At 74.0% G+C, this 24,934-nt stretch carries 24 protein-coding genes; 6 read left to right on the top strand and 18 right to left on the bottom strand.

Translation table 11 applies throughout. The features are described 5' to 3' along the window. The first annotated feature begins 135 nt into the window (after nucleotides 1-135). The 3 genes from AB0881_RS03880 to AB0881_RS03870 all read left to right on the top strand — a co-directional run bounded on the left by AB0881_RS03880 (nucleotide 136) and on the right by AB0881_RS03870 (nucleotide 3,398). Nucleotides 136-1,107, top strand: coding sequence for an alpha/beta hydrolase (locus AB0881_RS03880; RefSeq protein ID WP_366613937.1), 972 nt, complete (start codon nucleotides 136-138; stop codon nucleotides 1,105-1,107). Nucleotides 1,108-1,188: 81 nt separating this feature from the next. Continuing rightward, nucleotides 1,189-2,577: a wax ester/triacylglycerol synthase family O-acyltransferase gene (locus AB0881_RS03875; RefSeq protein ID WP_366613936.1), complete on the top strand. Its 1,389-nt coding sequence runs from the start codon at nucleotides 1,189-1,191 to the stop codon at nucleotides 2,575-2,577. 182 nt (nucleotides 2,578-2,759) lie between these two features. Beyond that, a complete protein-coding gene (locus AB0881_RS03870) occupies nucleotides 2,760-3,398 on the top strand; it encodes a hypothetical protein (protein ID WP_366613935.1) in 639 nt (212 codons plus the stop codon). 26 nt (nucleotides 3,399-3,424) lie between these two features. On the opposite strand, the gene AB0881_RS03865 is transcribed toward AB0881_RS03870, so the two are convergent. After that, on the bottom strand, nucleotides 3,425-4,465 hold the full coding sequence (locus AB0881_RS03865) for an iron chelate uptake ABC transporter family permease subunit (protein WP_366613934.1): 1,041 nt from the start codon (nucleotides 4,463-4,465) through the stop codon (nucleotides 3,425-3,427). After that, entirely contained in the window at nucleotides 4,462-5,520 is a 1,059-nt protein-coding gene (locus tag AB0881_RS03860; protein WP_366613933.1) for an iron chelate uptake ABC transporter family permease subunit, read from the bottom strand. Before AB0881_RS03860 ends, AB0881_RS03865 begins: the two co-directional genes overlap by 4 nt. A gap of 132 nt (nucleotides 5,521-5,652) precedes the next feature. On the opposite strand from AB0881_RS03860, the gene AB0881_RS03855 reads away from it, so the two are divergent. Further along, complete coding sequence (locus AB0881_RS03855; protein WP_366613932.1) at nucleotides 5,653-6,675, top strand: ABC transporter substrate-binding protein; 1,023 nt, start codon at nucleotides 5,653-5,655, stop codon at nucleotides 6,673-6,675. 13 nt (nucleotides 6,676-6,688) lie between these two features. On the opposite strand, the gene AB0881_RS03850 is transcribed toward AB0881_RS03855, so the two are convergent. The 9 genes from AB0881_RS03850 to AB0881_RS03810 all read right to left on the bottom strand — a co-directional run bounded on the left by AB0881_RS03850 (nucleotide 6,689) and on the right by AB0881_RS03810 (nucleotide 14,960). After that, nucleotides 6,689-7,765, bottom strand: a complete 1,077-nt coding sequence (locus AB0881_RS03850; RefSeq protein WP_366613931.1) for a DUF6528 family protein — start codon at nucleotides 7,763-7,765, stop codon at nucleotides 6,689-6,691. 144 nt (nucleotides 7,766-7,909) lie between these two features. Next, the gene (locus AB0881_RS03845) at nucleotides 7,910-8,560 is read right to left on the bottom strand and encodes a TenA family protein (RefSeq protein ID WP_366613930.1); all 651 of its coding nucleotides are present in this window, start codon (nucleotides 8,558-8,560) and stop codon (nucleotides 7,910-7,912) included. After that, nucleotides 8,557-9,294: a glutamine amidotransferase gene (locus AB0881_RS03840; protein ID WP_366613929.1), complete on the bottom strand. Its 738-nt coding sequence runs from the start codon at nucleotides 9,292-9,294 to the stop codon at nucleotides 8,557-8,559. Before AB0881_RS03840 ends, AB0881_RS03845 begins: the two co-directional genes overlap by 4 nt. A gap of 39 nt (nucleotides 9,295-9,333) precedes the next feature. Beyond that, on the bottom strand, nucleotides 9,334-10,377 hold the full coding sequence (locus AB0881_RS03835) for a phosphotriesterase-related protein (protein WP_366613928.1): 1,044 nt from the start codon (nucleotides 10,375-10,377) through the stop codon (nucleotides 9,334-9,336). Next, nucleotides 10,374-11,396, bottom strand: a complete 1,023-nt coding sequence (locus AB0881_RS03830) for an ABC transporter permease (RefSeq protein ID WP_366613927.1) — start codon at nucleotides 11,394-11,396, stop codon at nucleotides 10,374-10,376. Before AB0881_RS03830 ends, AB0881_RS03835 begins: the two co-directional genes overlap by 4 nt. After that, nucleotides 11,396-12,139: an ATP-binding cassette domain-containing protein gene (locus tag AB0881_RS03825; RefSeq protein ID WP_366613926.1), complete on the bottom strand. Its 744-nt coding sequence runs from the start codon at nucleotides 12,137-12,139 to the stop codon at nucleotides 11,396-11,398. The genes AB0881_RS03830 and AB0881_RS03825 overlap by 1 nt, the downstream gene beginning before the upstream one ends. Nucleotides 12,140-12,154: 15 nt before the next feature. Next, entirely contained in the window at nucleotides 12,155-13,165 is a 1,011-nt protein-coding gene (locus tag AB0881_RS03820; protein WP_366613925.1) for a substrate-binding domain-containing protein, read from the bottom strand. Then, nucleotides 13,162-14,088 (bottom strand): carbohydrate kinase family protein, encoded by a 927-nt coding sequence (locus AB0881_RS03815; protein ID WP_366613924.1) that lies wholly within the window; start codon nucleotides 14,086-14,088, stop codon nucleotides 13,162-13,164. The genes AB0881_RS03820 and AB0881_RS03815 overlap by 4 nt, the downstream gene beginning before the upstream one ends. Beyond that, entirely contained in the window at nucleotides 14,085-14,960 is an 876-nt protein-coding gene (locus AB0881_RS03810; RefSeq protein ID WP_366613923.1) for a BtpA/SgcQ family protein, read from the bottom strand. Before AB0881_RS03810 ends, AB0881_RS03815 begins: the two co-directional genes overlap by 4 nt. A 145-nt stretch (nucleotides 14,961-15,105) precedes the next feature. On the opposite strand from AB0881_RS03810, the gene AB0881_RS03805 reads away from it, so the two are divergent. Further along, a complete protein-coding gene (locus AB0881_RS03805) occupies nucleotides 15,106-16,104 on the top strand; it encodes a LacI family DNA-binding transcriptional regulator (RefSeq protein ID WP_366613922.1) in 999 nt (332 codons plus the stop codon). After that, on the top strand, nucleotides 16,101-17,126 hold the full coding sequence (locus tag AB0881_RS03800) for a M20 family metallopeptidase (protein ID WP_366613921.1): 1,026 nt from the start codon (nucleotides 16,101-16,103) through the stop codon (nucleotides 17,124-17,126). Before AB0881_RS03805 ends, AB0881_RS03800 begins: the two co-directional genes overlap by 4 nt. 96 nt (nucleotides 17,127-17,222) lie before the next feature. On the opposite strand, the gene AB0881_RS03795 is transcribed toward AB0881_RS03800, so the two are convergent. From AB0881_RS03795 to AB0881_RS03765, 7 genes are all read right to left on the bottom strand, one after another. Then, nucleotides 17,223-18,833, bottom strand: coding sequence for a cation acetate symporter (locus AB0881_RS03795; protein ID WP_366613920.1), 1,611 nt, complete (start codon nucleotides 18,831-18,833; stop codon nucleotides 17,223-17,225). Continuing rightward, complete coding sequence (locus AB0881_RS03790; protein WP_366613919.1) at nucleotides 18,830-19,174, bottom strand: DUF485 domain-containing protein; 345 nt, start codon at nucleotides 19,172-19,174, stop codon at nucleotides 18,830-18,832. Before AB0881_RS03790 ends, AB0881_RS03795 begins: the two co-directional genes overlap by 4 nt. A gap of 169 nt (nucleotides 19,175-19,343) precedes the next feature. Further along, complete coding sequence (locus AB0881_RS03785) at nucleotides 19,344-21,074, bottom strand: cation acetate symporter (protein ID WP_366613918.1); 1,731 nt, start codon at nucleotides 21,072-21,074, stop codon at nucleotides 19,344-19,346. A 16-nt stretch (nucleotides 21,075-21,090) separates the two neighbouring features. Beyond that, nucleotides 21,091-21,573 (bottom strand): DUF485 domain-containing protein, encoded by a 483-nt coding sequence (locus AB0881_RS03780; protein WP_366613917.1) that lies wholly within the window; start codon nucleotides 21,571-21,573, stop codon nucleotides 21,091-21,093. Continuing rightward, nucleotides 21,570-22,346, bottom strand: a complete 777-nt coding sequence (locus AB0881_RS03775; protein ID WP_366613916.1) for a LytTR family DNA-binding domain-containing protein — start codon at nucleotides 22,344-22,346, stop codon at nucleotides 21,570-21,572. Before AB0881_RS03775 ends, AB0881_RS03780 begins: the two co-directional genes overlap by 4 nt. A gap of 90 nt (nucleotides 22,347-22,436) precedes the next feature. After that, nucleotides 22,437-23,663: a histidine kinase gene (locus AB0881_RS03770; RefSeq protein WP_366613915.1), complete on the bottom strand. Its 1,227-nt coding sequence runs from the start codon at nucleotides 23,661-23,663 to the stop codon at nucleotides 22,437-22,439. 42 nt (nucleotides 23,664-23,705) lie between these two features. Next, nucleotides 23,706-24,734: a 2-oxoglutarate and iron-dependent oxygenase domain-containing protein gene (locus AB0881_RS03765; protein ID WP_366613914.1), complete on the bottom strand. Its 1,029-nt coding sequence runs from the start codon at nucleotides 24,732-24,734 to the stop codon at nucleotides 23,706-23,708. Between the last annotated feature and the right edge of the window lie 200 nt (nucleotides 24,735-24,934).

Raw genomic sequence — 24,934 nt, 5'->3', positions numbered from 1 at the left:
GCGCCGGGCGTTTTAGCACGGAACAATCTTGAAACTCGCCGTCCTTGACACGCCTTTTCCCCTGGTGCGAGGTTGATCCGGGCCGCCAAATGACCGTTAGGTCAGGAGGCGGCCCCGCCCCGGAGGGAGGCGCCGATGGAACCGGTGGTGGAGTCCCGGCCCGGCACGACGCTGCGTGCCCGGCTGACGGCCCGCGGGCTGCGCATGACGCTGGGTCCCGTGCTGTCGCACTGGCCGCTCAGCCCGCGCGGGCTGCGGCCGGCGTTCGCGGTCGACCTGGCCGCCCCGCTGGCGCTGCCGGCGCCGCGCTGGGCGGAGGTGGAGCGCGCCGGTTTCGACGGCCTCCCGGCCGAGTGGGTGCGGGCTCCGGGCGCCGGGGACGGCCGCGCCGTCCTCTACTTCCACGGCGGCGGGTTCTTCTCCTGCGGGCTGCGCACGCACCGCCGGATGATCGCCCGGATCTCGGCGGCGTCCGGCGCCCCGGTGCTCTCGGTCGCCTACCGGCGGCTGCCGGCGGCCCCGCTCGCGGTGTCGGTCGCCGACTGCGTCACCGCGTACCGGCACCTCCTGGACGGCGGCACCCCGCCGGAGCGGATCGTCGTCGCGGGCGACTCGGCGGGCGGCTTCCTGGCGTTCGCGGCCGTGCTGAAGGCCATGGACGAGGGCCTGCCCTCCCCCGCCGGGATCGTCGCGCTGGCGCCGCTGACCGACCTGGACCACACCGCCAAGGTCGCGCACGCCAACGCGGCCCTGGACGCCTACCTGCCGGCCCGCCGCGTGGAGCGGCTGGCCGAGCTGCTCGCGGGCGGCGACGGCCCGCCCGACCCGCTGCTGTCGCCGGTGAACGGCCCGCTGGCCGCGCTGCCGCCGGTGCTGATCCAGGTCGGCTCCACCGAGATGCTGCTGCCCGACGCCGAGCTGATGGCCGCGCGGCTGGCCGAGGCCGGGGTGCCGTGCCGGCTCCAGGTCTGGGAGGGGCAGGTGCACGTCTTCCAGGTCTTCGCCGACCTGGTGCCGGAGGGGCTGGCGGCGCTGCACGAGGCGGGCGCGTTCATCCGCGAGCGCACCGCTGCGGGGTCCCGCGAGCCCCGTACGGCGGCCGCCTGAGGCCGATCGCGTTCCGCCCGATTGGACGCGCCTTCGCCGGGAAGGCCCTCACGCACCCCCTCGGCAGAACGGACGCGCGCCATGGCGGACTGGGAACGGATGAGCGGCCTCGACGCCGGCTTCTACTTCGCCGAATCCCCCGACACCCCGCTGCACATCGCGTCGGTGACGGTCTTCGAGGGACCGGCGCCGTCGTACGGGGAGATCGTCCGGGCGGTGCTGGGCAAGCTGCCCGGGATCCCGCGCTACCGGCAGCGGGTCCGCACCGTACCGCTGCACCTGGGCCGGCCGGTCTGGGCGGACGACCCGCACTTCAACATCCTCTACCACGTGCGGCACACGGCGGTTCCGGCGCCGGGACGGCCCGAGCAGCTGCGGAACCTGGCCGGCCGGGTGCTGTCGCAGCGGCTGGACCTGTCCAAGCCGCTCTGGGAGATCTGGCTGGTGGAGGGCCTGGAGAACGGCTGCTGGGCGGCCATCACCAAGGTCCACCACGCGGTCGTGGACGGGGTCGGCGGGGTGGACCTGATGACCGCGCTGTTCGACGTGGCGCCGGACGCCGAGCACCCCGAGGCGACCGAGCTGCCGCCGGCCCGGCCGGCGCCCTCGGGCGCGGCGATGCTGGCGGGCACGGCACGCGGCGTCGCGGCGGCTCCGCTGCGCGGGGCGGCGGGGCTGCCGGGGGCGGCGCGGCGGCTGGCGAGCCCGGCCACGCTGCGCGGCCTCGGGATCGAGCTGCCCAAGGCGCTGGAGCGGCTGGCCCGCCCCACCACCGGCTCGCTGAACGGCCCGATCGGCCCGCACCGCCGCTGGATGTGGACGCACGCGGACCTGGACGAGATCCGCCTGGTGCGCAAGGCGTTCGGCGGCACGGTCAACGACGTGATCCTCGCGGCGGTCGCCCGCGGCTTCCGCGCCGTCCTCCAGGGGCGCGGCGAGCTGGAGCCGGGGACGCGGGTGCGGACGCTGGTCCCGGTGTCGGTGCGGGCCGAGGACGAGCGCGGCGAGCTGCGCAACCGGGTGTCGGGCGTGCTGGTCAACCTGCCGGTCGGCGAGGAGGACCCGCGCCGCCGGCTGTTCGAGATCCGCGGCCAGATGAACGAGGTCAAGCGCACCCACCAGGCGGCGGGCGGGGAGGCGCTGGCGAAGCTGGCCGGGTTCGCGCCGACGCTCATGGCGCTGGGCTCGCGGTACGCGCTGAGCCGGACCCAGCCGCTGGTGCAGACCGTGGTGACCAACGTGCCGGGGCCGCCGTTCCCGCTGTACGTGCTCGGGCGCAGGCTGGTCGGGCTGTACCCGTTCGTGCCGCTGGCGTTCGGGGTCCGGGCGGGGGTCGCGGTCTTCTCGTACGAGGGGCGGCTGACGTTCGGGCTCACCGGCGACTTCGACGGGATGCCGGATCTGGACGTGCTCGCCGAGGGGATCCGCGCCGGCTTCGACGAGCTGGTGCGCCGTGCCAAGTCCGCCTGACGCCGCGGCAAAGAAGACTTTCCTCGCCGGGCCTGAGAGGCGCCACGGCATGCCGCGCCGTCCGGGATGATGCTGTGCGGTTCGCGACCGGAGGAATATCCTAGACAAATAGGGCAAGGGCCTCATACCGGGAGCACCGAATCGGTTCGGGTGGGCACGCGCTCCACGGGGAGGTGGCATCGATGCGCGAGGGAGCCGGGGGCCCGGCGCCGGGACCGCCCTGGCCGCGCCGCAGGCTGCGGCGGCGACTCGGCCTGGAGCGCAACGCACTGCGCCGGCCGGTCGACCGTGCCCAGCGCCGGATCGCGCTCGGCCTCCTCGTGCTGCTGGTCGCGGTCGCCGTCCCGCTCGCCTCGTGGGCCGCCGCCTGGGCGTACGACCTCGGGAGCCGGGCCGAGCACGCCGAGCGCGCCGAGCGCCGCGAGGTGGTCGCCACGGTCGTCGCCACCGGCGGCACCACCTCCCGCGACCCGTACTACGTCCACGAGACCCTCCAGGCCACCTGGCCGCGCCCCGAGCCGGCCCCCGGCGAGGAGCGGACCCGTACCGGGACGCTCCCGAGCTGGAAGGACGCCGAGGTCGGCCAGACGCGGCGCATCTGGGTGGACCGCGAGGGCGACCCGGCCGTGCGACCGCGCCCGCACAGCCGCACGGTGACCGACGCCATGTACGCCGCGTTCGCCGCCACGCTGGCCGCCGGCGCGCCCGTCCTGGTCGCCTACCTGCTGGTCCGCCGCCGCTGCGACCGCCGCCGCGACGCCCTGTGGGACGCGGCCTGGGCGCGGATGGACGCCGACCGCGGCCGCAACCGCCCCTTCTGAGCCTTCCCCAGCCTGCCGAGTCGGCGTTAGATCCGGCCCGACCTGCGCTGGGCGGCCAGCAGCCAGACCAGGTACGCCCCGCCGATCAGGCCCGTCACCACGCCCACGGGGAGCTGGTGCCCGGGGAAGAGGCGCTGCCCGGCGAAGTCGGCGGCCATCATCAGCGCCGCGCCCATGAACAGCGAGGGCAGCAGGTTGGGCCCGGGGACGCGGGTCAGCCGCCGGGCCAGCTGCGGCGCGGTCAGGGCAACGAAGGCGACCGGGCCCGCCGCCGCGGCGGCGAACGAGACCAGCAGCACCGCCGCGCCGAGCAGCAGCAGCCGGACGCGGCCGATCGGCACGCCCAGCGCGCTGGCCGCGTCGTCGCCCATCTCCAGCATCCGCAGCTGCCGGCCGCAGCAGCCCAGGATCAGCGGGACCAGCACGGCCAGCGCGATCGCCAGCGGGAACGAGTCGCCGAAGTCGCGGCCGTCCAGGCTGCCGGTCAGCCACAGCACGGCCCGCGCCGCCTCGGTGATCCGCGCCTGGGTGAGCAGGTAGCCGTTCACGCCGGTGAGGATGGCGGCGACGCCGATGCCGACCAGCACCAGGCGGGTGCCGTGCGCGCCGTTCCGGCCGGTCAGCGCGAGCACGACCGCGCCGGTGGCCACGCCGCCGAGCACGGAACCGGCCGCGACCGCCAGGCTTCCGCCGCCGAACAGGACGATCATGGCGAGCACGCCCGCCCCGGCGCCCTGGCTGAAACCGAGGATGTCGGGGCTGCCCAGCGGGTTCCGGGACAGCGACTGGAAGATCGCGCCGCCGAGGCCGAGCGCCGCGCCGGTCGTCAGCGCGGTCCCCACGCGGGGCAGCCGCAGCTCCCGCACGATGAACGTCTCGGCCGGCCCGCCGTTCCCCAGCAGCGTGTTCAGCACCACGCCCGGGCTCATCGGGTAGTCGCCGCCGCCGATGGCCAGCACGCCGATCCCGAACGCCGCCAGCGCGCACAGCAGCGCGACCGCGAAGCCGCGCGGCGGCCAGCGCAGCGACAGCCCGCCGCCGGTGCGGACGACCAGATCGCGGCTCATGACGCGGCCATCCGGCGGCGCCGGACCAGGGCCAGGAACAGCGGCCCGCCGGTGATCACGGTGACGACCCCCACCTGGATCTCGGAGGGACGGGCGACGACCCGTCCGAGGACGTCGGCGCCCAGCATCAGCGCGGGCGCCAGGACGGCCGCGTACGGCAGCACCCAGCGCAGGTCCGGCCCGGTCAGCGCGCGCACCATGTGCGGCACCATCAGGCCGATGAACACGATCGGGCCGCAGGCGGCGGTGGCGGCGCCGCACAGCAGCGTGACCGCGACGATCGAGGCGGCGCGGGTGGCGCCGGGCCGGGAGCCGAGCGCGCGGGCCGCGTCCTCGCCCATCGACAGCGCGTTCAGCGGGCGGGCCAGCGCGAGCGCCAGCAGGACGCCGGCCGCGATGAACGGCAGCACCCGGACGATCGTGCCCGGCTGCGCGGAGGCCAGCGAGCCGACCGTCCAGAACCGCATCCGGTCCAGCGACGCGGTGTCGAGGAGCTGGACGGCGTACACGTAGGAGTAGAGCGCGGCGTTCAGCGCCGCCCCGGCCAGCGCGAGCCGGGCCGGGGTGGCGCCGCGGCCGCCGCCGACCGCGTACAGCAGCACGGCGACCGCGCCCGATCCCAAGAAGGCGAACCACACGTACCCGGTGAACGACCCGATGCCGAGGAACGAGATCGCCGACACCACGGCCGCCGAGGCGCCCGCGTTGATGCCGAGGATGCCGGGGTCGGCGATCGGGTTGCGGGTCAGCGACTGCATGACGCCGCCCGCAAGGCCGAGGGCCGCGCCCGCCAGGAGGCCGAGGAGGGTGCGCGGCAGGCGCATCTCGTGGACGACCGTGTAGTGCTCGGCGCCGCTGTCGAGCAGGCCGTTCCACGCCTCCGCGAGGGAGAGCTGCCGGGCGCCCACCGCGAGGCTCAGCAGCGCCACGGCCGCGAGCACGGCGACGGCCGCGACCAGCCCGGACGCCCGGGTGAGGCGGCGCCCGCCGCGCCTCTCGGGCACCTCGTCCGCACCGGGCGGCGCCTGGGTCGAGGGGGCCTTTATGAGGGACATGGCGTGAGGGGCAACGTACGGACTCCGGGGACGGCCGGCGCGGTCGTGACGCCGGTCTCTGGACAAGTTATTAGGTTAGGTTAACCTAAGCCCGCACAACGGATCATCTTCGCAAGGCAGGACGGAACACCCATGTCGATTTCCCGGGCCTCCCAGCTCTCCCGCCGCGGCTTCATGGCCGCCGGCGGCGCCGCCGCGCTCGGCGCCCTCATCAGCGCGTGCGGCGGAGGCGACGGCGGCGCGCAGGCCGCGCCGGGCGGCGGGGCCTGGACGTTCACCGACGACCGCGGCAAGAAGATCGACCTCAAGGCCCGGCCGCGGCGGATCGTGACCTACGTCGGCGCGGGCGCCGCGCTGCGCGACTTCGGCATCACCGACCAGATCGTCGGCGTCTACGGCCCGGCCAAGCGGCAGGACGGCAGCGCCGACCCGCAGGCGGGCTCGCTGCCGGTCGACCAGCTGGAGATCATCGGGAACGCGTACGGCGAGTTCAACCTGGAGAAGTACGCCGCGCTGCGCCCCGAACTGCTGATCGACAACATGTTCGTCGAGCCGAACCTGTTCTACGTCCCGGCCGAGAGCGCCGACAAGATCTTCGCCCTCGCGCCCGGCCTGGCGATCTCCACCGGCGCGATCACGCTGACCAAGCCGATCGAGCGGTACGCCCAGCTGGCCGCCGCGCTCGGTGCCGACCCCAAGTCGGCCAAGGTCGCCCAGGACAAGGCCCGGTTCGAGAAGGCCGCCGAGTCGGTGCGCGCCGCCGTCAAGGCCAACGGCGGGCTGAAGGTGCTGGCCTGCTCCGGCAGCGCCGACCTCTTCTACGCCTCCAGCCCCGCCAAGAACACCGACCTGATCTACTTCAAGGAGCTCGGCGTCGAGCTGATCACGCCGGACAGGCTGAACAAGGACGGCTACTTCGAGGAGCTGAGCTGGGAGAACGCCGACAAGTACGAGGCGGACCTGCTCATGCTCGACAGCCGCACCCAGGCCCTCCAGGCCAAGGACCTGGCCTCCAAGCCGGCCTGGCGCGACCTGCCCGCCGTCAAGGCGAACCAGGTCATCGGCTGGAACCCGGAGCCGGTCTTCTCCTACGCCGGCTGCGCCCCCATCCTGGAGGCGCTCGCCAAGACGATCCGGACCGCCAGGAAGCTCTGACGGCCCGCCGGCATCACTGGTACGCGGCCACGAACCAGCGCACCTTGTAGAACTGCGCCCCCGGCAGGGTGCGCGTCGCGTCCATCGAGCGCGCGCCGAAGAACTCGGCGGTGTCGGTGCACCACGTCGTCGCGCACCCCGCCTTGGGCCGCGTCAGCACGACCTGCCCGGTGGACGGGTTGTTCCCCACGGCCTTCACCACCGGCAGATCGACGTCGCCGGAGTGCCGGTACGACTTCGTGAACGCCTTCCGGGACTTCGAGTACTGGTAGACACCGTGGTTGGTGGTGATCCAGAGGCGGTCGCGGTTCCCGTACACGGGGGCGAGGTCGTGGCCGCCCTGGCTCGGCAGCGCGATCCGGCTCGCCTCCTCCAGCGTCGGCGCGGCGGCGGTGCCGCCCACCTTCAGCGAGACGAGGTCGTCGTCGCCGATCGCCCAGAGCACCTCGCGCCGCGGGTCCCACAGGACGCCGTGCCCGCCCTTGAGCCTGAACTCGGTGTACGCCGCGGACGCGGCGCCCTGCGAGGCGGTGTAGACGCGGATCCAGCCGCCCGTACTCGCCGCCGCCGCGACGTTGCCGTTCGGGAGGAGCTCCGTGGCGTGCGGGTTGCTGGGCGCGCCCGCGTTGGTCGCCCAGAGCCGCTTGCCGGACGGGTACTGCACCGCGCCCAGGAAGCCCTTCGAGTCGGCCGCCAGGACGTACGTCCTGCCCTTGGCCGTACGGACGCGCACGTCCGACGGCAGGCTCCAGCCGCCCGCGACGTCGCCGAAGCCGTTGGCGGCGGTCGGCGTCCACGTCCACCTGGCGCTCTGCTCGGTCCAGGTGCGGGGCCGCGCGTTCATGACGACGACGCGGTGGCCGCCCTGGTCGCCGCCGATGACCACGCCCTTCGCGGTGCCCTGGGGCTTGCCGGGGTTCGCCATCATGGGCCGCAGCTCCGCCGGGAGCGGGTCGGTCCGCGGCACGAACCCGGGCGGCGCCGGCGGGGACGGCGGCGCCGGGGCGGCATGCGCGGGGGCCGGCAGCGCCGTCAGGGCCGCGAGCGCGGCGAGCGTTCCGGCGAGGGCGAAGGGGGCTTTGCGAGGCATGGACGCTCCTGTGCTGGGTGGGGCTGAAAGGAGCGTCCCCGGGCCGGGTGTCCGGAACCGGGCCGGAACGTGATCAATGGCGGTCGGGTCCGGAACGGAATCCGCACCCGGCCGCCATCGAGGTCACGGCCGTCCGCGCGACCGCTACCCGTAGAGGGCGTCGTGGAAGACGATCTCCGCCTTGAGCATGCCGGTGAACCACAGCGCCAGCTCCGAGCCGGGCCGGTCGAGCCGGTCGACCTGCGCCGCCAGCGCCGCCACTCCCCCGCGGAACGGCTCGCGCGCGTGCAGCGCCACCCAGTCCGCGATCGGGCCGGGCCGTACCGCCCCCTCCTCGTGCGCGCGCGTGCACCAGGTGAGGTAGAGCGTCTCCGCGGCGAACAGCATCGTCGTGACGGCCGCGTAGCCGCCGGTCCGCGCCGTCTCCAGCGCGAACGTCGACAGGTGGTTCGCGCGGGCCAGCGCCGCCTCGCCCAGCTCCGCCCGGACGGGCCAGGCGGCGCGCGCCGCGCGGAAGTAGTCCGCCTGCTCGGTGGTGAGCGCGTGGACGGCGGCGGAGTTGCGCTCCAGCGCGTCCCGGTCCGGGGCGTCCCAGACGGCGAGGCCGTGCAGCCGCGCCGCCGTCTCGACGAACGCCTCCTCGATGAGCAGGTAGCCGGCGTACGTCTCGTCGCTCACCTCGCCCTTGTGCACCTCCGTGATGAAGCGGACGTTCAGCGCCTGCTCCAGCACGCCGGAGCAGCTCTCGACGAGCTCCCGCGACCGCGACGGGCCCATCCCGTGCCCCTCGCTCATCCGGCGAGCCACTCGACGAGGCCGCCGAACACCTTGGCGTACCCGTCCCAGTCCTCGCAGAACGCGGTCGGCGCCCAGTGCGGGGAGCAGTCGGAGGTGAAGACGGCCGACCGCCCCCGGCCGTACTCGGCGACGGCGACGAGCGGGTCGCCGTTCAGCGTGGCGAGCACCTCGGTGCCGGGACGGGGCCGCGTCCGGTTGTAGCCGAGCAGCGCGGGCCACTCGCCGGAGACGCCGCCGAGCGCCGGGTGGGACGCGCCGGTGACGGCCGCGGTGCCGCCCGCCGGGAGCTCGACCCGGTCGTCCTCGGGGAGCAGCTCGACCGCCAGCGCCTCGTGCAGGGCGGTGTTGCGGAACGCCGCCTTGCCCTCGAACCCGGTGAACGACAGGTAGCCGCCCACCATGAGCAGCCCGCCGCCGCCCTCGACCCAGGAGCGCAGCGCGCCGAGCCGGTCGGCGCCCGGCCGCGCCTGCTCGAACACCTGGGGCGACAGCTGGATCGAGTTGGCGCCGATGTCGGACAGCACGACCACGTCGTACCCGGACGGGTCGTCGGGGAACTCCGCGGGCACCAGGTGCGCGGGCAGGTGCACGACCTCGTGCCCGCGGCTCTCCAGCGCCGTGCGCAGCGGCCCGACGCCGACGACGTACGAGCTGGCCGTGAAGTGGTCCACGCCCTTGATGTGGGTGGACTGGGTGATCCAGCTCTCGCCGGCGATGAGGACGCGGCTCATATGTGGGGACTCCTTCTGGCTCTCTGGCTCTCTGTCGGTCTAGTTCTCGCCGGCTGCCGACTCGAAGAGCCGGGCCGGGTTGCCCCGCAGCAGGTCCTCGGCGTCCCCGGCCGGGACGCCCAGCTCCGCGAGGCGGTTCAGGAAGAGGGCGGGCACGTAGCGGAAGCCGTTGCCGCCGTACCGGGTGAGCATTCCCTTCAGGAACACGTCGTGGCTCAGCAGCAGCCGCCGCCCGTGGCCCCGCCCGATCAGGCCGGAGACGGCGAGCGCGGTCTCGTGCGGTGCCGGGGACTGGCCCTCGCCGGGATACAGGTACGGCATGCCGATCATGTCGAACTCCAGCCAGACGCCCCGGTCCGCGACCGCGTTCTGGTACGCCGGGTCACCGCCCGACGGGTCCATGTGGCACAGCACGACGGCGCCTGGCGGCACCCCGTACCCGTCCAGCACGATGTCGAGGACCTCGTGCGCGCGCCGCTGCCAGCCGGGCAGGTGCACGTACAGCGGCACGCCCGTCTCGCGCTGCGCCCGCGCCGCGGCCCGCAGCGCCAGGTGCTCGGCGGGCGTGAAGTCCGGCGAGACGCCGATCTCCCCGATCACGCCTGGCCGGACGCCCGTGCCGTCCGCGCCGCCGGTGAACTCGGCGACCAGCTCGGCCGCCAGCTCCTCCTCGGTCGCGGCCGCCAGGTGCGGCGGGTGGTACGCCTCCAGATACCAGCCGGACCCCATGACGACCCGCAGGCCGCTGCGCTCGGCGAGCGAGCGCAGCACCAGCGGGTCGCGGCCCAGGCCCGGCGGGGTGACGTCCACGACCGTGCCGCCGCCGGACGAGGCGAACCCGAGCAGGTCCTCCAGCATCGCGCCGGTGTCGTCCAGGACGCAGTGGTCCAGGCAGGCGTACGGGTTCTCGCGCAGCAGCCAGGCCAGCTCGGGCGTGGTGCGGGCGTCGCGCAGGAACCGCAGCGCGGGATCGGCGGGCTCGCCGACCGCGCCGCGGACGTCGTTCCAGAGGTGCTCGTGGGTGAGGGTGAGACCGAGCCCCGCCGCGGGGGCGGGGCCGGTCACCGTCATCACTTCCGTCATCGTTTCCCTGATAGGTGCGCGAACAGGTCGGCGAACGTCCGGCCGCGCAGGTTGATCCAGATCGCGGCGATCAGCACCAGGCCGGTGACGATCGGGGTGAGGAACGGGCTGACGCCCAGCAGCGTGAGCCCGTTGGCGATCACACCGGTGATCACCGCGCCGATGATCGTGCCGACCACCGTGCCGCGCCCGCCGAACAGGTTGGTGCCGCCCAGCACCACCGCCGCGATCACGGTCAGCTCGAAGCCCTCGCCGGAGTTGGCCGAGCCGGAGCCCAGCCGGGCGGCGGTGAGGATCCCGGCCGCGCCGGCCGCCAGCCCGGCCAGCATCAGCGTGATCATCTTGATCCGGTCGGTGTTGACGCCCGCCCGGCGCACCGACTCCTCCTGGGAGCCGATGCCGTTGACGTACGTGCCGAACCGCATCTTGGACAGCAGCACCGCGCCCACGGCCACGACGGCGATCGCGATCCAGGCCAGCACCGACAGGCCGAGGAACTCCGCGTCCCCGATCTTCGCGACGAACAGCCGCTTGTCGATCGGCACCGAGAAGCCCTCGGTCCACAGCTGCGCCAGCCCGCGGATCACCGACATCGTCGCCAGCGTGACGATGAACGGCGGGATCTTCTGGTACGCCGACAGCCAGCCGTTCACCGCGCCCCAGAACAGCCCGGCCGCCAGCCCGGCCACGATGACCAGCGAGGAGTCCCAGCCGGCCTGGAGCAGCTCGGCGGTGGCGACCGCCACGAACGCGACCGTCGAGCCGACCGACAGGTCGATCTGGCCGGTGCTGATCACGAACGTCATCGCCACCGCCACGATCAGCGTGATCGAGATCTGGGTGGCGAGGTTGGTCAGGTTGCCGAACGTCAGGAAGTTGTCGGCGGCCAGTCCGAAGCCGAGGAACAGCACCACGGTGACGCCCAGCATCGCCAGCGTCGCCTTGTTGGCACGTTCCCAGAGCCCAGGGCTGGACGCCGTCACCGTCGCCTTGCGCTCGGGAGCCGTCTGGACGGACATCACGCCGCCTCCTCGTTCGTGCGGGTGATCATGCCCACCAGCCGCTCGATGTCGAGGTCGGCGATCTTCTCGTCCTCGACGCTGCGGCCCTCGTACATCACGGTGATCCGGTCGCAGACCTCGAACAGGTCCTGCAGCCGGTGGGTGATCAGGATGACCCCGACGCCCTGCTCGGCCACCCGGCGGATCATCGCGAGCACCTGGCGGACCTCGGCGACCGCCAGCGCGGCCGTGGGCTCGTCCAGGATCAGCACGCGGGGCTGGAACGAGACCGCCCGCGCGATCGCCACCGCCTGGCGCTGCCCGCCGGACAGGTGGCCGATCTCCTGGTGCGTCGACTTCACCCGCACGTGCAGGTCGGACAGCATGTCCGCGGCCCGGCGGTGCATCTCCTTGCGGTCGATGAACGGCCCGCGCCGCGGCTCGCGGCCGAGGAACAGGTTGCTGCCGACGTCGAGGGTGTCGCACAGCGCCAGGTCCTGGTAGACGATCCCGATCCGCTCGGCGCGCGCGTCGGCGGGGCTGCCGAAGCGGACCTCGCGGCCGTCCAGGGCGATCGTCCCGGAGTCGTGCCGCAGCGCCCCGGCCAGCACCTTCATCAGCGTGGACTTCCCGGCGCCGTTGTCGCCGACCAGCCCGAGCACCTCGCCTGGGTTCAGCGTCAGGTCGACCCCGCGCAGGGACTGCACCGCGCCGAACGATTTGGTGATGCCGCGCAGGCTCACCAGCGGTGTGTCGCTCATGCTCACTTCACCTGCTCACTTTTCCAGGTAGTACAGGTAGTCCCGCACGTTCTCCGGCGTGACGATCTGCGTCGGCACCGGGACGTCCTCGGCCGGGGTGCGGCCGCAGGCGAGGTCGATCGCCGCGTTCATGGCCTCATGCCCGAACCTGAAGGTGTTCTGCTGGACGACGCCGACGATCCAGCCGGCCCGCAGGCCGTCCACCGCCTGCGTGGACAGGTCCCAGCCGACGACCTTGACGTCCTCGCTGCGCTGCTGGGAGTTCACCGCCGCGGCCAGGCCGATCAGGGCGGGCTCGCCGGTGGCGTACGCGTACGGCAGGTCGGGGCTGCCGGTGAGGAGGTTCTCGGCCGCGGTCTGGGCGTTCTCCTGGATGTTGCGGCCGTCCACCACCGTCTTGATCTTCATGCCCTTGGCGGTGATCGTGTCGGTGAAGCCCTTCTGCCGCTCCAGCTGGACCGTGCTGTTGAGCGCGCCGACGATGCCGATCTCGCCCTCGCCGCCGGAGATCTTGTTCAGATGCTCGGCCAGCTGCCGGCCGCCCTCGGCGTTGGCCGTGCCGACCTGCGTGGACACCGCCTCGTCGTCGACCGTCGCGTCCACCGCCACGACCTTCACCCCGGCCGCGTGCGCGCGCCGGATCGCGGGCTTGATGCCCTCGGTGTCGACCGCGTCCACGATGATCGCGTCGTACTTGTTGGCGACCAGGTCGTCGATGGCGTTGGCCTGGGTGGTGGAGTCGTCGTTGCCGTTGACGATCTGGGTCTGCGCGCCCGCCTTGTCCGCCACCGTCTTCGCACCGGAGTTGATCTGGTTGAAGAACAGCGCCTGGAGGTTGATCGGCACGATCCCGATCTTCGGCGCGCGGCCCTGGACCTTGCAGGACTGCGCGATCCGCTCCGGCGGGGGCGGCCCCTGCTCCTGCGCCTTCTTCTCGGCCTCGATCTCCTTGCGGGCCTGGACGTCGCAGCCCACGGTCGTCACCGCCAGGCAGACCGCGGCCAGGGCCGTCACCGTTCTCTTCATACTGGGTCTCTTTCTTCGGATCCCTCGGCGGCTTCTCGCGGTCCGGGCGGGGTGGGCCCGGTGGAACCGTCCAGATAGGCGCGGACGGCGGCCCGGGTCGGCGACCCGTCCCGCGCGCCCGGCCGGGTGCAGGACAGTCCCGCGGCGACGGCGGCGAACCGCGCCGCCTCCACCGGGGCCGTCCCGCGGTCGATCTCGGCGCAGTACGTGCCGGCGAAGCAGTCCCCGGCGCCGGTCGCGTCGACCGTCTCGACGCTGATCGCGCGCCCGTCGTACCGCTCGCCGTCCGGGGCGAACAGCGTCCAGCCGAGCGGCCCGGCGGTGACGATCAGGTGGCTGCCCGCCGCCTCCGCCGCGGCCGCGAGCGCGGCGTCGTCCCCGATCAGCCGGGCCGCCTGCTCCCGGCCGACGATCACATGTGCCGCGGCGCGGAGCGCGGCCCGCGCCGCCGCGGCGGTCTCCGCCCCGTCGAGGTCCACGACGGCCCGGACGCCGCCGAGCACGTCCGCGGCCTCAGGGAAACGGTATCCGTCCAGGTAGAGCAGGTCGTCGCCGCCCACCCTGGCCGCCACCTCGGCGACGTGCGCGGCGGTCAGCTCGTCGTCCTGGCTGATGATGGAACGTTCCCCGTCGGGGGTGAGCAGGATGACCGACGTGGTCAGCGTCCCGCCGCGCGCCGTCCAGGAGGTGTCGACGCCGTCCTCCCTGAGCCGGGCCAGGAAGACCTCGCTCATGGGGTCGTCCCCCACGACCCCCGCGAACCGGACGCCGGCGCCCATCCGCGCGGCGGCGACCGCGGCGTTGGCCCCCATGCCGCCGTCGCCGCGGTCGATCCGGGTGGCCTGCACGCGCTCCCCGGCGCCGGGCAGCACCGGGACGCCGACCGTCATGTCGGCGTTCGCGTAGCCGCAGAAGACGATCACGGGAGCTCGGCTCCCGCGGCCCGCGCGGCGGCGGTCAGCTCGCGCACCTTGGCCGGGTCGACCCGGCCCCACCAGCGCCCGTTGTCCTTGACCGACGAGGCCACGATCACGCCGTCGCAGGCCGGCAGCAGCGTCCCGATGTTGGCGGCGCTGATCCCGGACCCGATGATCACCGGCAGCACGGTCGAGGACGCGATGCCCTCCACCTCGTCGATCGCGGCCGCGTCGCCCGTCCGCGAGCCGGTCGCGATCAGCACGTCGGCGTCGAAGAACTCGGCGTCCTCGGTCTGCTCGGCCAGCGACCGGTCCGCGACGATCGAGTGCGAGCCGTGCTTGACGTGCACGTCGGCGAACACCTTGACCGGCTTGGCGCCGATCCGGCTGCGGTACCGGGTCGCCTTCGCGGCCTGGCCCTCGATGATGCCCTCGTTCGCCACGTACGCGTTGGCCCACTGGTTGACCCGGACCCAGCCGGCGCCGGCCGCCCACGCCGAGGCGATCGAGCACTCGGCCGCGTTCGACAGCACGCTCACGCCCACCGACCCGGAGCGCCCCTCGGCCAGGGCCGCCCGCACCCGCTGGGTCACCACGGCCATCGACGCGGCGGTCTCGTAGCCGTGCTCGCCCGGCTTCGGGAACGGGATGTCCCAGTGGTTCTCCACGATGACGCCGTGGCAGCCGTTCTCCAGGTAGCCGCGGGCCTCCTCGATCGCGAACACCGAGATCTCGTCCAGCGGCACGCCCTCGTAGTGCGGGCTGCCCGGCAGCGGCGGCAGGTGCACGGCGCCGATGACGGCCTTGCCGGTGCCGAACAGCTCCTTGATCGCGTTCGGCTTGGGCGGGAACACACCCAGCCCGGACGACTCCGCCATCCCCGGCTCCCTTGCTGTAATCGATTTCAGATGAAGTGCCAGTGAACGTAAGCTATATATCCGCAGGTAGTCAAGGCCCTATACTCGCCTCAGCAGCGGCAACCGATGACGAACCGGTTGCGGATCGTTTCACGGAGGTAAACGATTGCAGCGGGTCACCATCGCCGAGGTCGCCGCCCGCGCGGGCGTGTCCACGGCCACCGTCTCGCGCGTGCTGTCCGGCCGGGGCCAGGTCTCCGAGGACATGGCGCGGCGCGTCCGGCGGGCCGCCGAAGACCTCGGCTACCAGGTCAACTCCATCGCCCGCGCGCTGCGCGACGGCCGTACCGGCACCGTCGGGATGGTCGTGCCGAGCATCACCAACCCGTTCTTCACCTCGCTCGTCGAGAGCGTCGAGCACGTCCTCGGCCAGGAGGGCAAGGAGCTCTTCCTCTGCGACGCGCGCTCCGACCCGCGCATCGAGGCCCGCCGGCTGGCCTCCCTCGTCGCCCGCAACGTCGACGGCATCATCGTCAGCCCCAGCCACGGCACCGAGAGCGGCCCGGCCGTCCAGGAGACGGCCGACCGGCTCCCGCTCGTCCAGCTCGACCGCTTCGTCGCCGGCACCGACACCGACTGGGTCGGCGTGGACGACATCGCCGCGATGCGCCAGGTCGTCGACCACCTGCACGCCGGCGGCGCCCGCTCGGCCGCGTTCGTCGGCTCCCGGCTGACCAACTCCTCCAGCGAGCAGCGCCTCGACGGCTTCCGCCGCCGCGCCGCCGAGACGGGCCTGACCGTGCGGGACGAGTGGATCCTGCTCGGCGACTACACCGTCGAGTGGGGCGAGGAGGCGGTGGCGCGGCTGCCCGACCTGCCCGACGCCATCGTCTGCGCCGACGACCTCATCGCGCTCGGCGTCACCCGCGCCTGCCGCTCGCACGGCATCGACGTCCCCGCCCGCGTCCAGGTCACCGGCTTCGACAACATCGAGTTCGCCCGCCTCGGCGAGCCCGCGCTGACCACCGTGGACCAGCCGCGCGACCAGATCGCCGCCGAGGCCGTCCGCCTCCTCGGCGCCGCCGGCGGCGCCTCGCGCGCCCACATCTCCCTGGTCCCCCGGCTCGTCGTCAGAGACAGCACCCGCGCGAAGGAGCCCCGATGAACGCCGTCGAACTCGCCCAGGCCCTCGTCCGGCTGGACACCCGCGCCGGGAACGAGCGCCGCGCCGCCGACCTGGTCGCCGACGCCCTCGGCCCCGGCTTCGACATCCGGATCGACGAGCCGGTCCCCGGCCGCGCCAACCTGATCGCCCGCCGCGGCGACCCGGCCGTCACGTTCACCGGCCATCTGGACACCGTGCCCGCGGCCGAGGACGAATGGTCGTTCTCCCCGTTCAGCGGCGACATCGCCGGCGACCGCCTGCTCGGCCGCGGGGGCAGCGACATGAAGGCCGGCGTCGCCGCCCAGGTCCACGCCGCCGCGACCACGGCGGCACCCCTCCAGCTGATCTTCACCTTCGGCGAGGAGACGGGCTGCGACGGCGCCGCCCTCATCGACCCCGCCACCCTGACGCCCACGCCCCTGCTGCTGGTCGCCGAACCCACCGCCAACCAGGTCGTCCTGGGCCACAAGGGAGCCCTGTGGCTCCGCGCCACGGCCCGCGGCGTCTCCGCCCACGGCTCCCGCCCCGACCTGGGCCGCAACGCCATCGCCGCCCTCGCCGAGGCGGCCCTGCGCGTCCACGCCCGCACCTGGCCCGGCGGCGCCACCGCCAACGTCGGCACCTTCCACTCGGGCGTCCAGCCCAACCTCGTCCCCGACCACGCCGAGATGACGATCGACTTCCGCACCACCGCGGCCTACGACTCGTCCCGCGCCCGCGCCGCGATCACCGACCTCTGCGGCCCGGACGTCACCCTGGAAACGCTGATGGACCTCCCCGGCGTCGCCACGGACCCGGCGCTCGTCGCGGCGCACATGGAGATCCTCTCCCCGGGGTCCTCACCACAGCCGGACGCGACGTACTTCACCGACGCCTCGGTCCTGAAGTCGAAACTGGGCGACCCGGCCGTCATCGTCTACGGCCCCGGAGACCCCGAACAGGCCCACGTCACCGACGAGACCTGCTCCGTCCCCAACATCACCGCCTGCGCCGAAACCCTGACCCGCCTCCTGCTCAGCTGAAGCGGGGGCGGGGAGGGAATGGTGCGGCCCCGCCTCCGGGGGGAGGCGGGGCCGCGGGCCGCGCGGTGCCGGGCGCTGGTCGGCCGCGCGGGGCCGCTAGTGGTGGGTGGCCTTCTCGGCGCCCGCTCCGGTGAGGGAGCGGACCTCGATCTCGGCGTACTTGGCCGGATTGCTCTCCTTGCTGAGCATCGTGCCGAGCCAGCCGCACAGGAAGCCGAACGGGATCGAGACGATGCCCGGGTTCTCCAGCGGGAACCAGCTGAAGTCGGCGCCGGTGAACAGCGCCTTCTCCGAGCCGGACACGACCGGTGAGAAGATCACCAGGAAGAGGGCCGCGCCGAGGCCGCCGTAGATGGCCGAGACGGCGCCGGCGGTGTTGAACCTCTTCCAGAACAGGCTGTAGAGGATGGCGGGCAGGTTGCCGGACGCGGCGACCGCGAACGCCAGCGCCACCAGGAACGCCACGTTCAGGCGCTGGGCGAAGATCCCGAGCACGATCGCGACGGCACCGATCACCAGGGCGGCGATGCGGGCGACGCGGACCTCGTCGCGCTCGGTGGCCTTGCCCTTCTTGAACACGTGGGCGTACAGGTCGTGGGCGAACGAGGACGACGAGGCGAGCGTGAGGCCCGCGACGACCGCCAGGATCGTGGCGAACGCGACGGCGGCGATGATCGCGAGCAGGATCGTGCCGCCCGCCTCGCCGAAGACGAGTTCGCCGACCCGTTCGGCGAGCTGGGGTGCCGCGGTGTTGCCGGCCGGGTTGGCGGCGGCGATCTCCTTGGTGCCGACCAGGGCGGCGGCGCCGAAGCCGAGGACCAGGGTGAGCAGGTAGAACGAGCCGATGATGCCGATCCCCCACAGCACCGACTTGCGGGCGTCGCGGGCGGTCGGGACGGTGTAGAAGCGGATCAGGATGTGCGGCAGGCCGGCGGTGCCGAGCACCAGGGCCAGGCCCAGGCTGATCAGGTCGAGCTTGCCGGCCAGCCCCTGCGCCTCGGTGGCGTACCGGAGGCCCGGTTCGAGGAACGCGCCGCCCTTGCCGCTCTGGTCGGCGGCGTCCCGGAGGAGGGTGGAGAGGTTGAAGCCGAACTTGCCGAGGACGAGGACGGTGACGAGGGTGGCGCCGCCCATCAGCAGGACGGCCTTGACGATCTGCACCCAGGTGGTGCCCTTCATGCCGCCGAACACCACGTACACGATCATCAGCGCGCCGACCAGCGCGATCGTCGCGGCCTTGGCGAACTCGGAGGTGAAGCCGAACAGCAGGGCGACCAGGGCGCCGGCGCCGACCATCTGCGCCAGCAGGTAGAAGATCGACACCGCGATGGTGGAGACGCCGGCGGCGGTGCGGACCGGGCGCGGGCTCATCCGGAACGCCAGCACGTCGGCCATCGTGAAGCGGCCGGAGTTGCGGAGCAGCTCGGCGACGAGGAGCAGCGCGACCAGCCAGGCGACCAGGAAGCCGATCGAGTAGAGGAAGCCGTCGTAGCCGTAGAGGGCGATGAGCCCGGCGATGCCGAGGAACGAGGCGGCCGACATGTAGTCGCCGCCGATCGCCATGCCGTTCTGGACGCCGGTGAACGAGCGCCCGCCGGCGTAGAAGTCGGTGGCGTCCTTGGTGTGCCGGCTGGCCCAGACGGTGATCAGCAGGGTGCCGGCGACGAAGAGGAGGAAGAGGCTGACGGCGAGGGTCTCGTGGCTCATGGCTTCTCCACCTCGCCGTCGGACTCGACCGCGGTGCGCAGGCCGTCGGCGATCGGGTCGAGGCTGCGCTCGGCGTGCCGCGAGTACAGCCAGGCGATCAGGAACGTGGACACGAACTGCAGCAGCCCGAAGACCAGCGCCACGTTGATCTCGCCGACGATCTTGGTGCCCATGAAGCCGCGCGCCCAGCCGGACAGCACGACGTACAGCAGGTACCAGGCGAGGAAGGCGGCGGTCATCGGGAAGGCGAAGCGGCGGAACCTGCGCCGCAGCTCCTGGAACTCGGTGCTGCTCTGGAACCGTTCGTAAACGGTGCCGCCGGCCTGTCTGTCGATGGCCACGACGCCTCCTTCGGTGTGACGGCGGTCACGCGCCACCGTAAGGAACGGCCCGGTCCCGATCGAGGGCGCGGCCGGGCGGCTGCGCCCAGCCGCCGGCCGGCCGCGTTGATCTACGCCCGGCGTCGATGAACGGTGCGTTCCGTGCGCCGAACGGCGGTCCGCGCCGCGCTCACACCCGTTTCGGCCGCCACGTCCCGCGGTCGACGTCCAGCGACTCCGGGGCGTGCAGGCGGACCATCATCCGGGCCACCCCCGGCGGGACGCGGCCGGGCGTGCACCAGGAGACGACGATCATCACGGCGAACGCGATCGGCACCGTCCACGCGGCCGGCTGGGCCAGCAGCGCCCCGGCCAGCCCGCCCGGCGGCCCGGCGGCGATCGTGACCACGACGGCGGCGCCGGCCAGCGCGCCGCCGGTCACCAGCCCGGCCAGCGCGCCCGCCACGGTCAGCCGCCGCCACCAGATGCCCAGCACCAGCAGCGGGCAGAACGTGGACGCCGCCACCGCGAACGCCAGCCCGACCACGTCGGCCACCGCCAGCGAGCGGGCCGCGATCGACAGCCCGAGCGGCACGGTCAGCGCGAGCAGCGTCGCGGCGCGGAACGAGCGGACGCCGCCGCGCAGGATGTCCTGCCCGAGCACGCCCGCGACCGACACCGTGATGCCCGACGACGTGGACAGGAACGCCGCGACCGCGCCGCCGGTCACCAGGGCGCCGAGGAGGTCGCCGCCGAGCCCGCCGACGACCCGGCCGGGGAGGGTGAGGACGACCGCGTCGGTACGCCCCGTCATCAGCAGCTCGGGCGTGTAGAGCCGGCCGAGCGCCCCGTACAGGGCGGGGAGCAGGTAGAACGCGCCGAGCAGCGACAGCACGATCACGGTGGTGCGGCGCGCGGCCTTCCCATCCGGGTTGGTGTAGAAGCGGACCAGGACGTGCGGCAGCCCCATCGTGCCGAGGAACGTGGCGAGGATCAGCGAGTACGTCGCGTACAGCGAGTGCTCGCGTCCGGTGAGCGGCATCGCCCACTCGCGGTCGGTGACGGTCTCGGTGCCGTCGGCGTGCGGGACGAGCGCGCCCGCCGGGAACGTGACGGCGGTGTCCCGGTCGATGCGGTGCGGCCCGGGGCCGAGCGCGACCGCGGCCCCGCCGTACGGCCGCCCGTCGATCGTCCCGTCGGCGGTGACGGTCACCGGCTCGGCGACCCGGACGGTGACGGCGAGCGCGGCGGTCACGGTGGTGCGCTCGGGGAAGCGCGGCGGGGTGTCGCGGTCCAGGCCGGGCGCGCCGTCGTACCGCCAGGCCAGCACGAGGAAGATCAGCGGTACGGCCAGCGCGGTCAGCTTCAGCCAGTACTGGAACGCCTGGACCATCGTGATGCTGCGCATGCCGCCCGCGAGGACGGCCACGGCGACGACCACGGCGATCAGCACGCTGCCCGCCCACGCGGGCGCGCCCGCGACGGTGCGCAGCACCAGCCCGGCGCTCTGGAACTGCGGCAGCAGGTAGAGCCACCCGATCAGCACCACGAGCACGCTGGTGACGCGCCGCACGGCCATCGACTCCAGCCGCGCCTCGGCGAAGTCGGCGAGGGTGTACGCGCCGGAGCGCCGCAGCGGCGCCGACACCAGGACCAGCAGCACGAGGTAGCCGCCGGTCCAGCCGGCCGGCAGCCACAGCATGTCGGCGCCGTAGGCGAGGATGAGCCCGGCGATGCCGAGGAACGAGGCGGCCGACAGATACTCGCCGCCGATCGCCGACGCGTTGCGCAGCGGCGTGACCGTGCGGGACGCGACGTAGAAGTCCGAGGTCGTGCGGGAGATGCGCAGCCCGAGGGTGCCGATGAGGACGGTGGCCAGCACGACCAGCACGACCCCGGCCAGCCCGTAGGCGGCGCTCATCGCGCCCTGCCGGCGGTCACCCGCCGTCCTCGCCGGGGGCGCGGTCGACCAGTTCGGCGAAGTCGCGCTCGTTGCGCTCGGCGTGCCGCACGTACCACCAGCCGCACAGCACGAAGAACGGGTAGATGAGCCCGGCCAGCACCAGCCACGCCACCGGCAGGCCGAGCACCCGCTGCTCGCGCAGGCCGGGGAACAGCGCGAACAGCGCCGGGAGGCCGAACACCACGGCCGCCAGCACCAGGCACAGCCGTACGGCCAGGCGCAGCTGGGTCTGGAGGAGCGAGCGCATGTACGCCTCGCCCAGCCCGGTCTGCTCGTCGATCTCGCGGGTCACCGGGTAGCGGGGGCGGCGCGCGGCCCGGGTGCGCGGCCCGGTGACCAGCGTCCGTCCCGGCGCGCTCTCCCCTCGTGCCGTCTCCCCTCGTGCGGTCTCCCCTCGTGCGGTCTCCCCTCGTGCGGTCTCCCCTCGTGCGTGGTCCGCCCGCTCCGGCCCGGTCACGGGCTCCGCCTCGCCCGCCGGACGAGCAGGTCGCGCAGCTCGCGGACGTGCCGGCGGCTGACCGGCAGCTCGGCGCCGCCGACCAGGATCGTGCAGCGCCCGGAGTCGAGCCGCAGCTCCTCGATCGCGGGCAGCGCCACCAGATGGCTGCGGTGCACCCGGACGAACCCGGCGCCGCGCCAGCGGTCCTCCAGCGCGGCCAGCGGGATCCGCACCAGATGGCTGCCGCCGGAGGTGTGCAGGCGGGCGTAGTCGCCCTGCGCCTCGACGTACAGCACCTCGGCGGGCGCGACGAAGCGGGTCACGCCGCCCAGCTCGACCGGCATCGGCTCCGGTTCCGCGCGCGGCGGCGGCGCTCCGGCCGCGCCCGCCGCGCCGTCCGGCGGGCCGCCGGACGCCGACTCGGTGACGCGGCGGATCGCCTCGGCCAGCCGCTCCGGGCGCACCGGCTTGAGGATGTAGTCGGTCGCCTTGATCTCGAACGCGTCGACCGCGTGGCCCTCGTAGGCGGTCACGTACACGATGTGCGGGGCGCGGGCGAACTGCGCCAGCACCCGGCCGAGCACCGTGCCGTCCAGGCCGGGCATGCGGATGTCGAGGAAGACCGCGGTGAACGGGCGGCCCTCGGCCAGCGCCCGGTCCAGCTGGCGCAGCGCGGTGGCGCCGTCGCGCGCCGTGCAGATCTCGCCGATCCGGGGATCGGCGCGCAGCAGGTGCACGAGGTCGTCCAGCGCGGGCGCCTCGTCGTCCACCGCCAGGACCCGCAGCCCCACTCGGACGCCCTTCCAGTAGCGGCTTCCAGCGCCGTCTCCCAGTGCCGTGGGTCACATTCCAGCGGCAGGCGGGCCCCAAGTCAACCGGGTCTAGTCGGCCGCCTGCGACGCGGTGACGCCCGGCCGGTACTTGGGGACGCGCAGCGTCACCTTCGTCCCGGCGCCCGGCCCGGTCTCGACCGCCAGGCCGTACTCGTCGCCGTACACCTGGCGCAGCCGGTCGTCGACGTTGGCCAGCCCGATCCCCGCCGCCGCCTCGGTCCGCTCGTTCCCGTCGCCGGGCTCGTCGCCGCCGCGGCGCTCGCCGGCCAGCAGCCGCCGCACCTCCTCCGGGTCCATGCCGACCCCGTCGTCCTCCACGCTGATCGCGCAGTCGGCGCCGGCGTCCTCGGCCACGATCGTGATCCGGCCGGGCGCGGACCGGTCCTGGAGACCGTGCCGGACGGCGTTCTCCACCAGCGGCTGCAGGCAGAGGAACGGCACCGCGACCGGCAGCACCTCCGGCGCGATCCGCAGCGTCACCCGCAGCCGCTCCCCGAACCGCGCGCGCTGGAGCAGCAGGTAGCGGTCGATGGAGCGCAGCTCCTCGGCGAGCGTGGTGAAGTCGCCGTGCCGCCGGAACGAGTAGCGCGTGAAGCCGGCGAACTCCAGCAGCAGCTCGCGGGCCCGCTCCGGGTCGCTGCGCACGAACGAGGCGATCGTGGTGAGCGAGTTGTAGATGAAGTGCGGCGAGATCTGCGCGCGCAGCGCCCGCATCTCGGCCTCCATCAGCAGCGTCCGCGACCGGTCCAGCTCGGCCAGCTCCAGCTGCGAGTCCATCCACTGGGCGACCTCCTCGGCGGCGCGGATCAGCCCGGCCGGGACCTCCTCGCCGTATACCGCCAGCGTCCCGATCACCCGGTCGTCGGTGGCGAGCGGGACGACCACGACCCGGCGGATCGGGCAGTCGAGCAGGTCGCACTCGACGTCGTGCACCTGGGTGCGCCCACTGCCGAGCGTGACCTCGGCGTGCCCGAGGGCCTCGCCGGCGTGGTGGTCGTACGCGCCGTCCCAGGTCAGCACCCGCTCCCCGTCGGTGATCGCGAGGGCGGGCGAGCCGAGCAGGGCGCGCAGGTGGCGGGCCGCCTTCTGCGCGCCCTGGCCGGTCAGCCCGGCGCGCAGCGCGGGCGCCGCGCGCGAGGCGGTGTGCAGCGTCTCGAACGTCGCGCGCCGCGCCGGTCCGCCGAGGTTGCCGCCGCGGCCCTGCACCCGCCACCACAGCAGCGCCGGGATCCAGGTGACCGCCAGCGCCGCGGCCACGGCGATGGCCTCACTCATGGAGCGAACACCGTCATCCGGCAAACGGTACGCCGCCCGGCCTCAGCGCGGCAGTGCCCCGGCGCGCAGCCGTGCGAGCAGTTCGAGCCCGCCGTCCGACTGGATGCGCCGGGTCACGGCGCGGTCCGGATGGCGGCGCATGAGCATGTTCGTGAAATGCGTCCCGTAGTGGAGGGTCTCGTCGCCGGAGCCGATCGGGCCGGCGCTCGTCTCGAACGCCGGGCCGTGGCAGTACGCCAGCGCGTGCCCGTCCCGGTCGCCCAGCAGGATCTTGTGCGGGGTCGCGGTCACCAGCCCGCCGGTGAGGAACTGCATGAGGTCGCCGGGCAGCACCGGCAGCGCGGCGGGCCGGACGGGCACGCGCGACCACGGCTCCTCGTGCTCGTACGCGCCGGCCGTGCTCTCGCCCTCCCGCCAGTTGCGCGGGCGCTTCTCGCCGGGGACCGGCGGCCGGACGCGCAGCCCGCCCGCGCCCTCCCGCGCCACGATCGTCAGCAGCCCGTGGCCGGTGTGCGCGCCGATGCCGCACCGGTTCTCCGGCGTCCGCGGCGGGAGCCGCAGCACCCGCAGGTGGTGCCAGCCGTTCGCGGTGAGCCGGGTGAACGCGTCCGCGGGCTGCCCGAGCCCGAGCGCGACCAGCCGCAGCACCCGGTCCCCGATCTCGCCCGCCTGGTCCATGTACGCCCGCATCGCCAGCCGGTACTCGAGGTCGGGCCACGGCACCGGCCCGTGGCAGGGCAGGCCCTGGCGGACCCGGCCGTCCCCGTACGGGACGTCCGGGCACACGTTGAAGATCTCCGCGTGGCCGGGCCCGCCGCCGGTGTGCTCCTCGCCGGGGGCGGTGTAGCCGCTGTAGGAGAGGTCGCCGACGTGCCGGGCCTTGTACGCCGCCGGCATCGAGAAGAACCGCCGGCCCGCCGTCATCGCGGTGACGATCCGCTGCGCGGGCACGGGCTCGACCCGTACCTGGAAGGCCCCGTGGATCCGCCAGGACTCGGCGAGCCGCTGGCCGAGCGGCAGATGGGACGGCGTCACGGTCGCGGGCAGCTCGAAGATGGGCGGTTCGTACACGGCGGGCCTTCCTGCGGAGGGGCGGGCGGGGGCGATGCCGCCCGCCCGGGCCTGCGGTGCGGGCGTCGTCGCCGTTCCTCCTTGGTATGTGCCTCGCCCGGCGCCGCGGCCACCGCGCACCGGCCCTTTCTGCGCCCAGCGACCCGCCACCGGCGCCCAACGGCCGCGCCGCACCGCCGAACGGCCGTACGGCCGGACGA

The organism is Spirillospora sp. NPDC029432 (assembly GCF_040703975.1).
In the GTDB taxonomy this organism is placed as follows: domain Bacteria; phylum Actinomycetota; class Actinomycetes; order Streptosporangiales; family Streptosporangiaceae; genus Spirillospora.
This window is presented reverse-complemented; position numbering and strand designations above follow the sequence as displayed.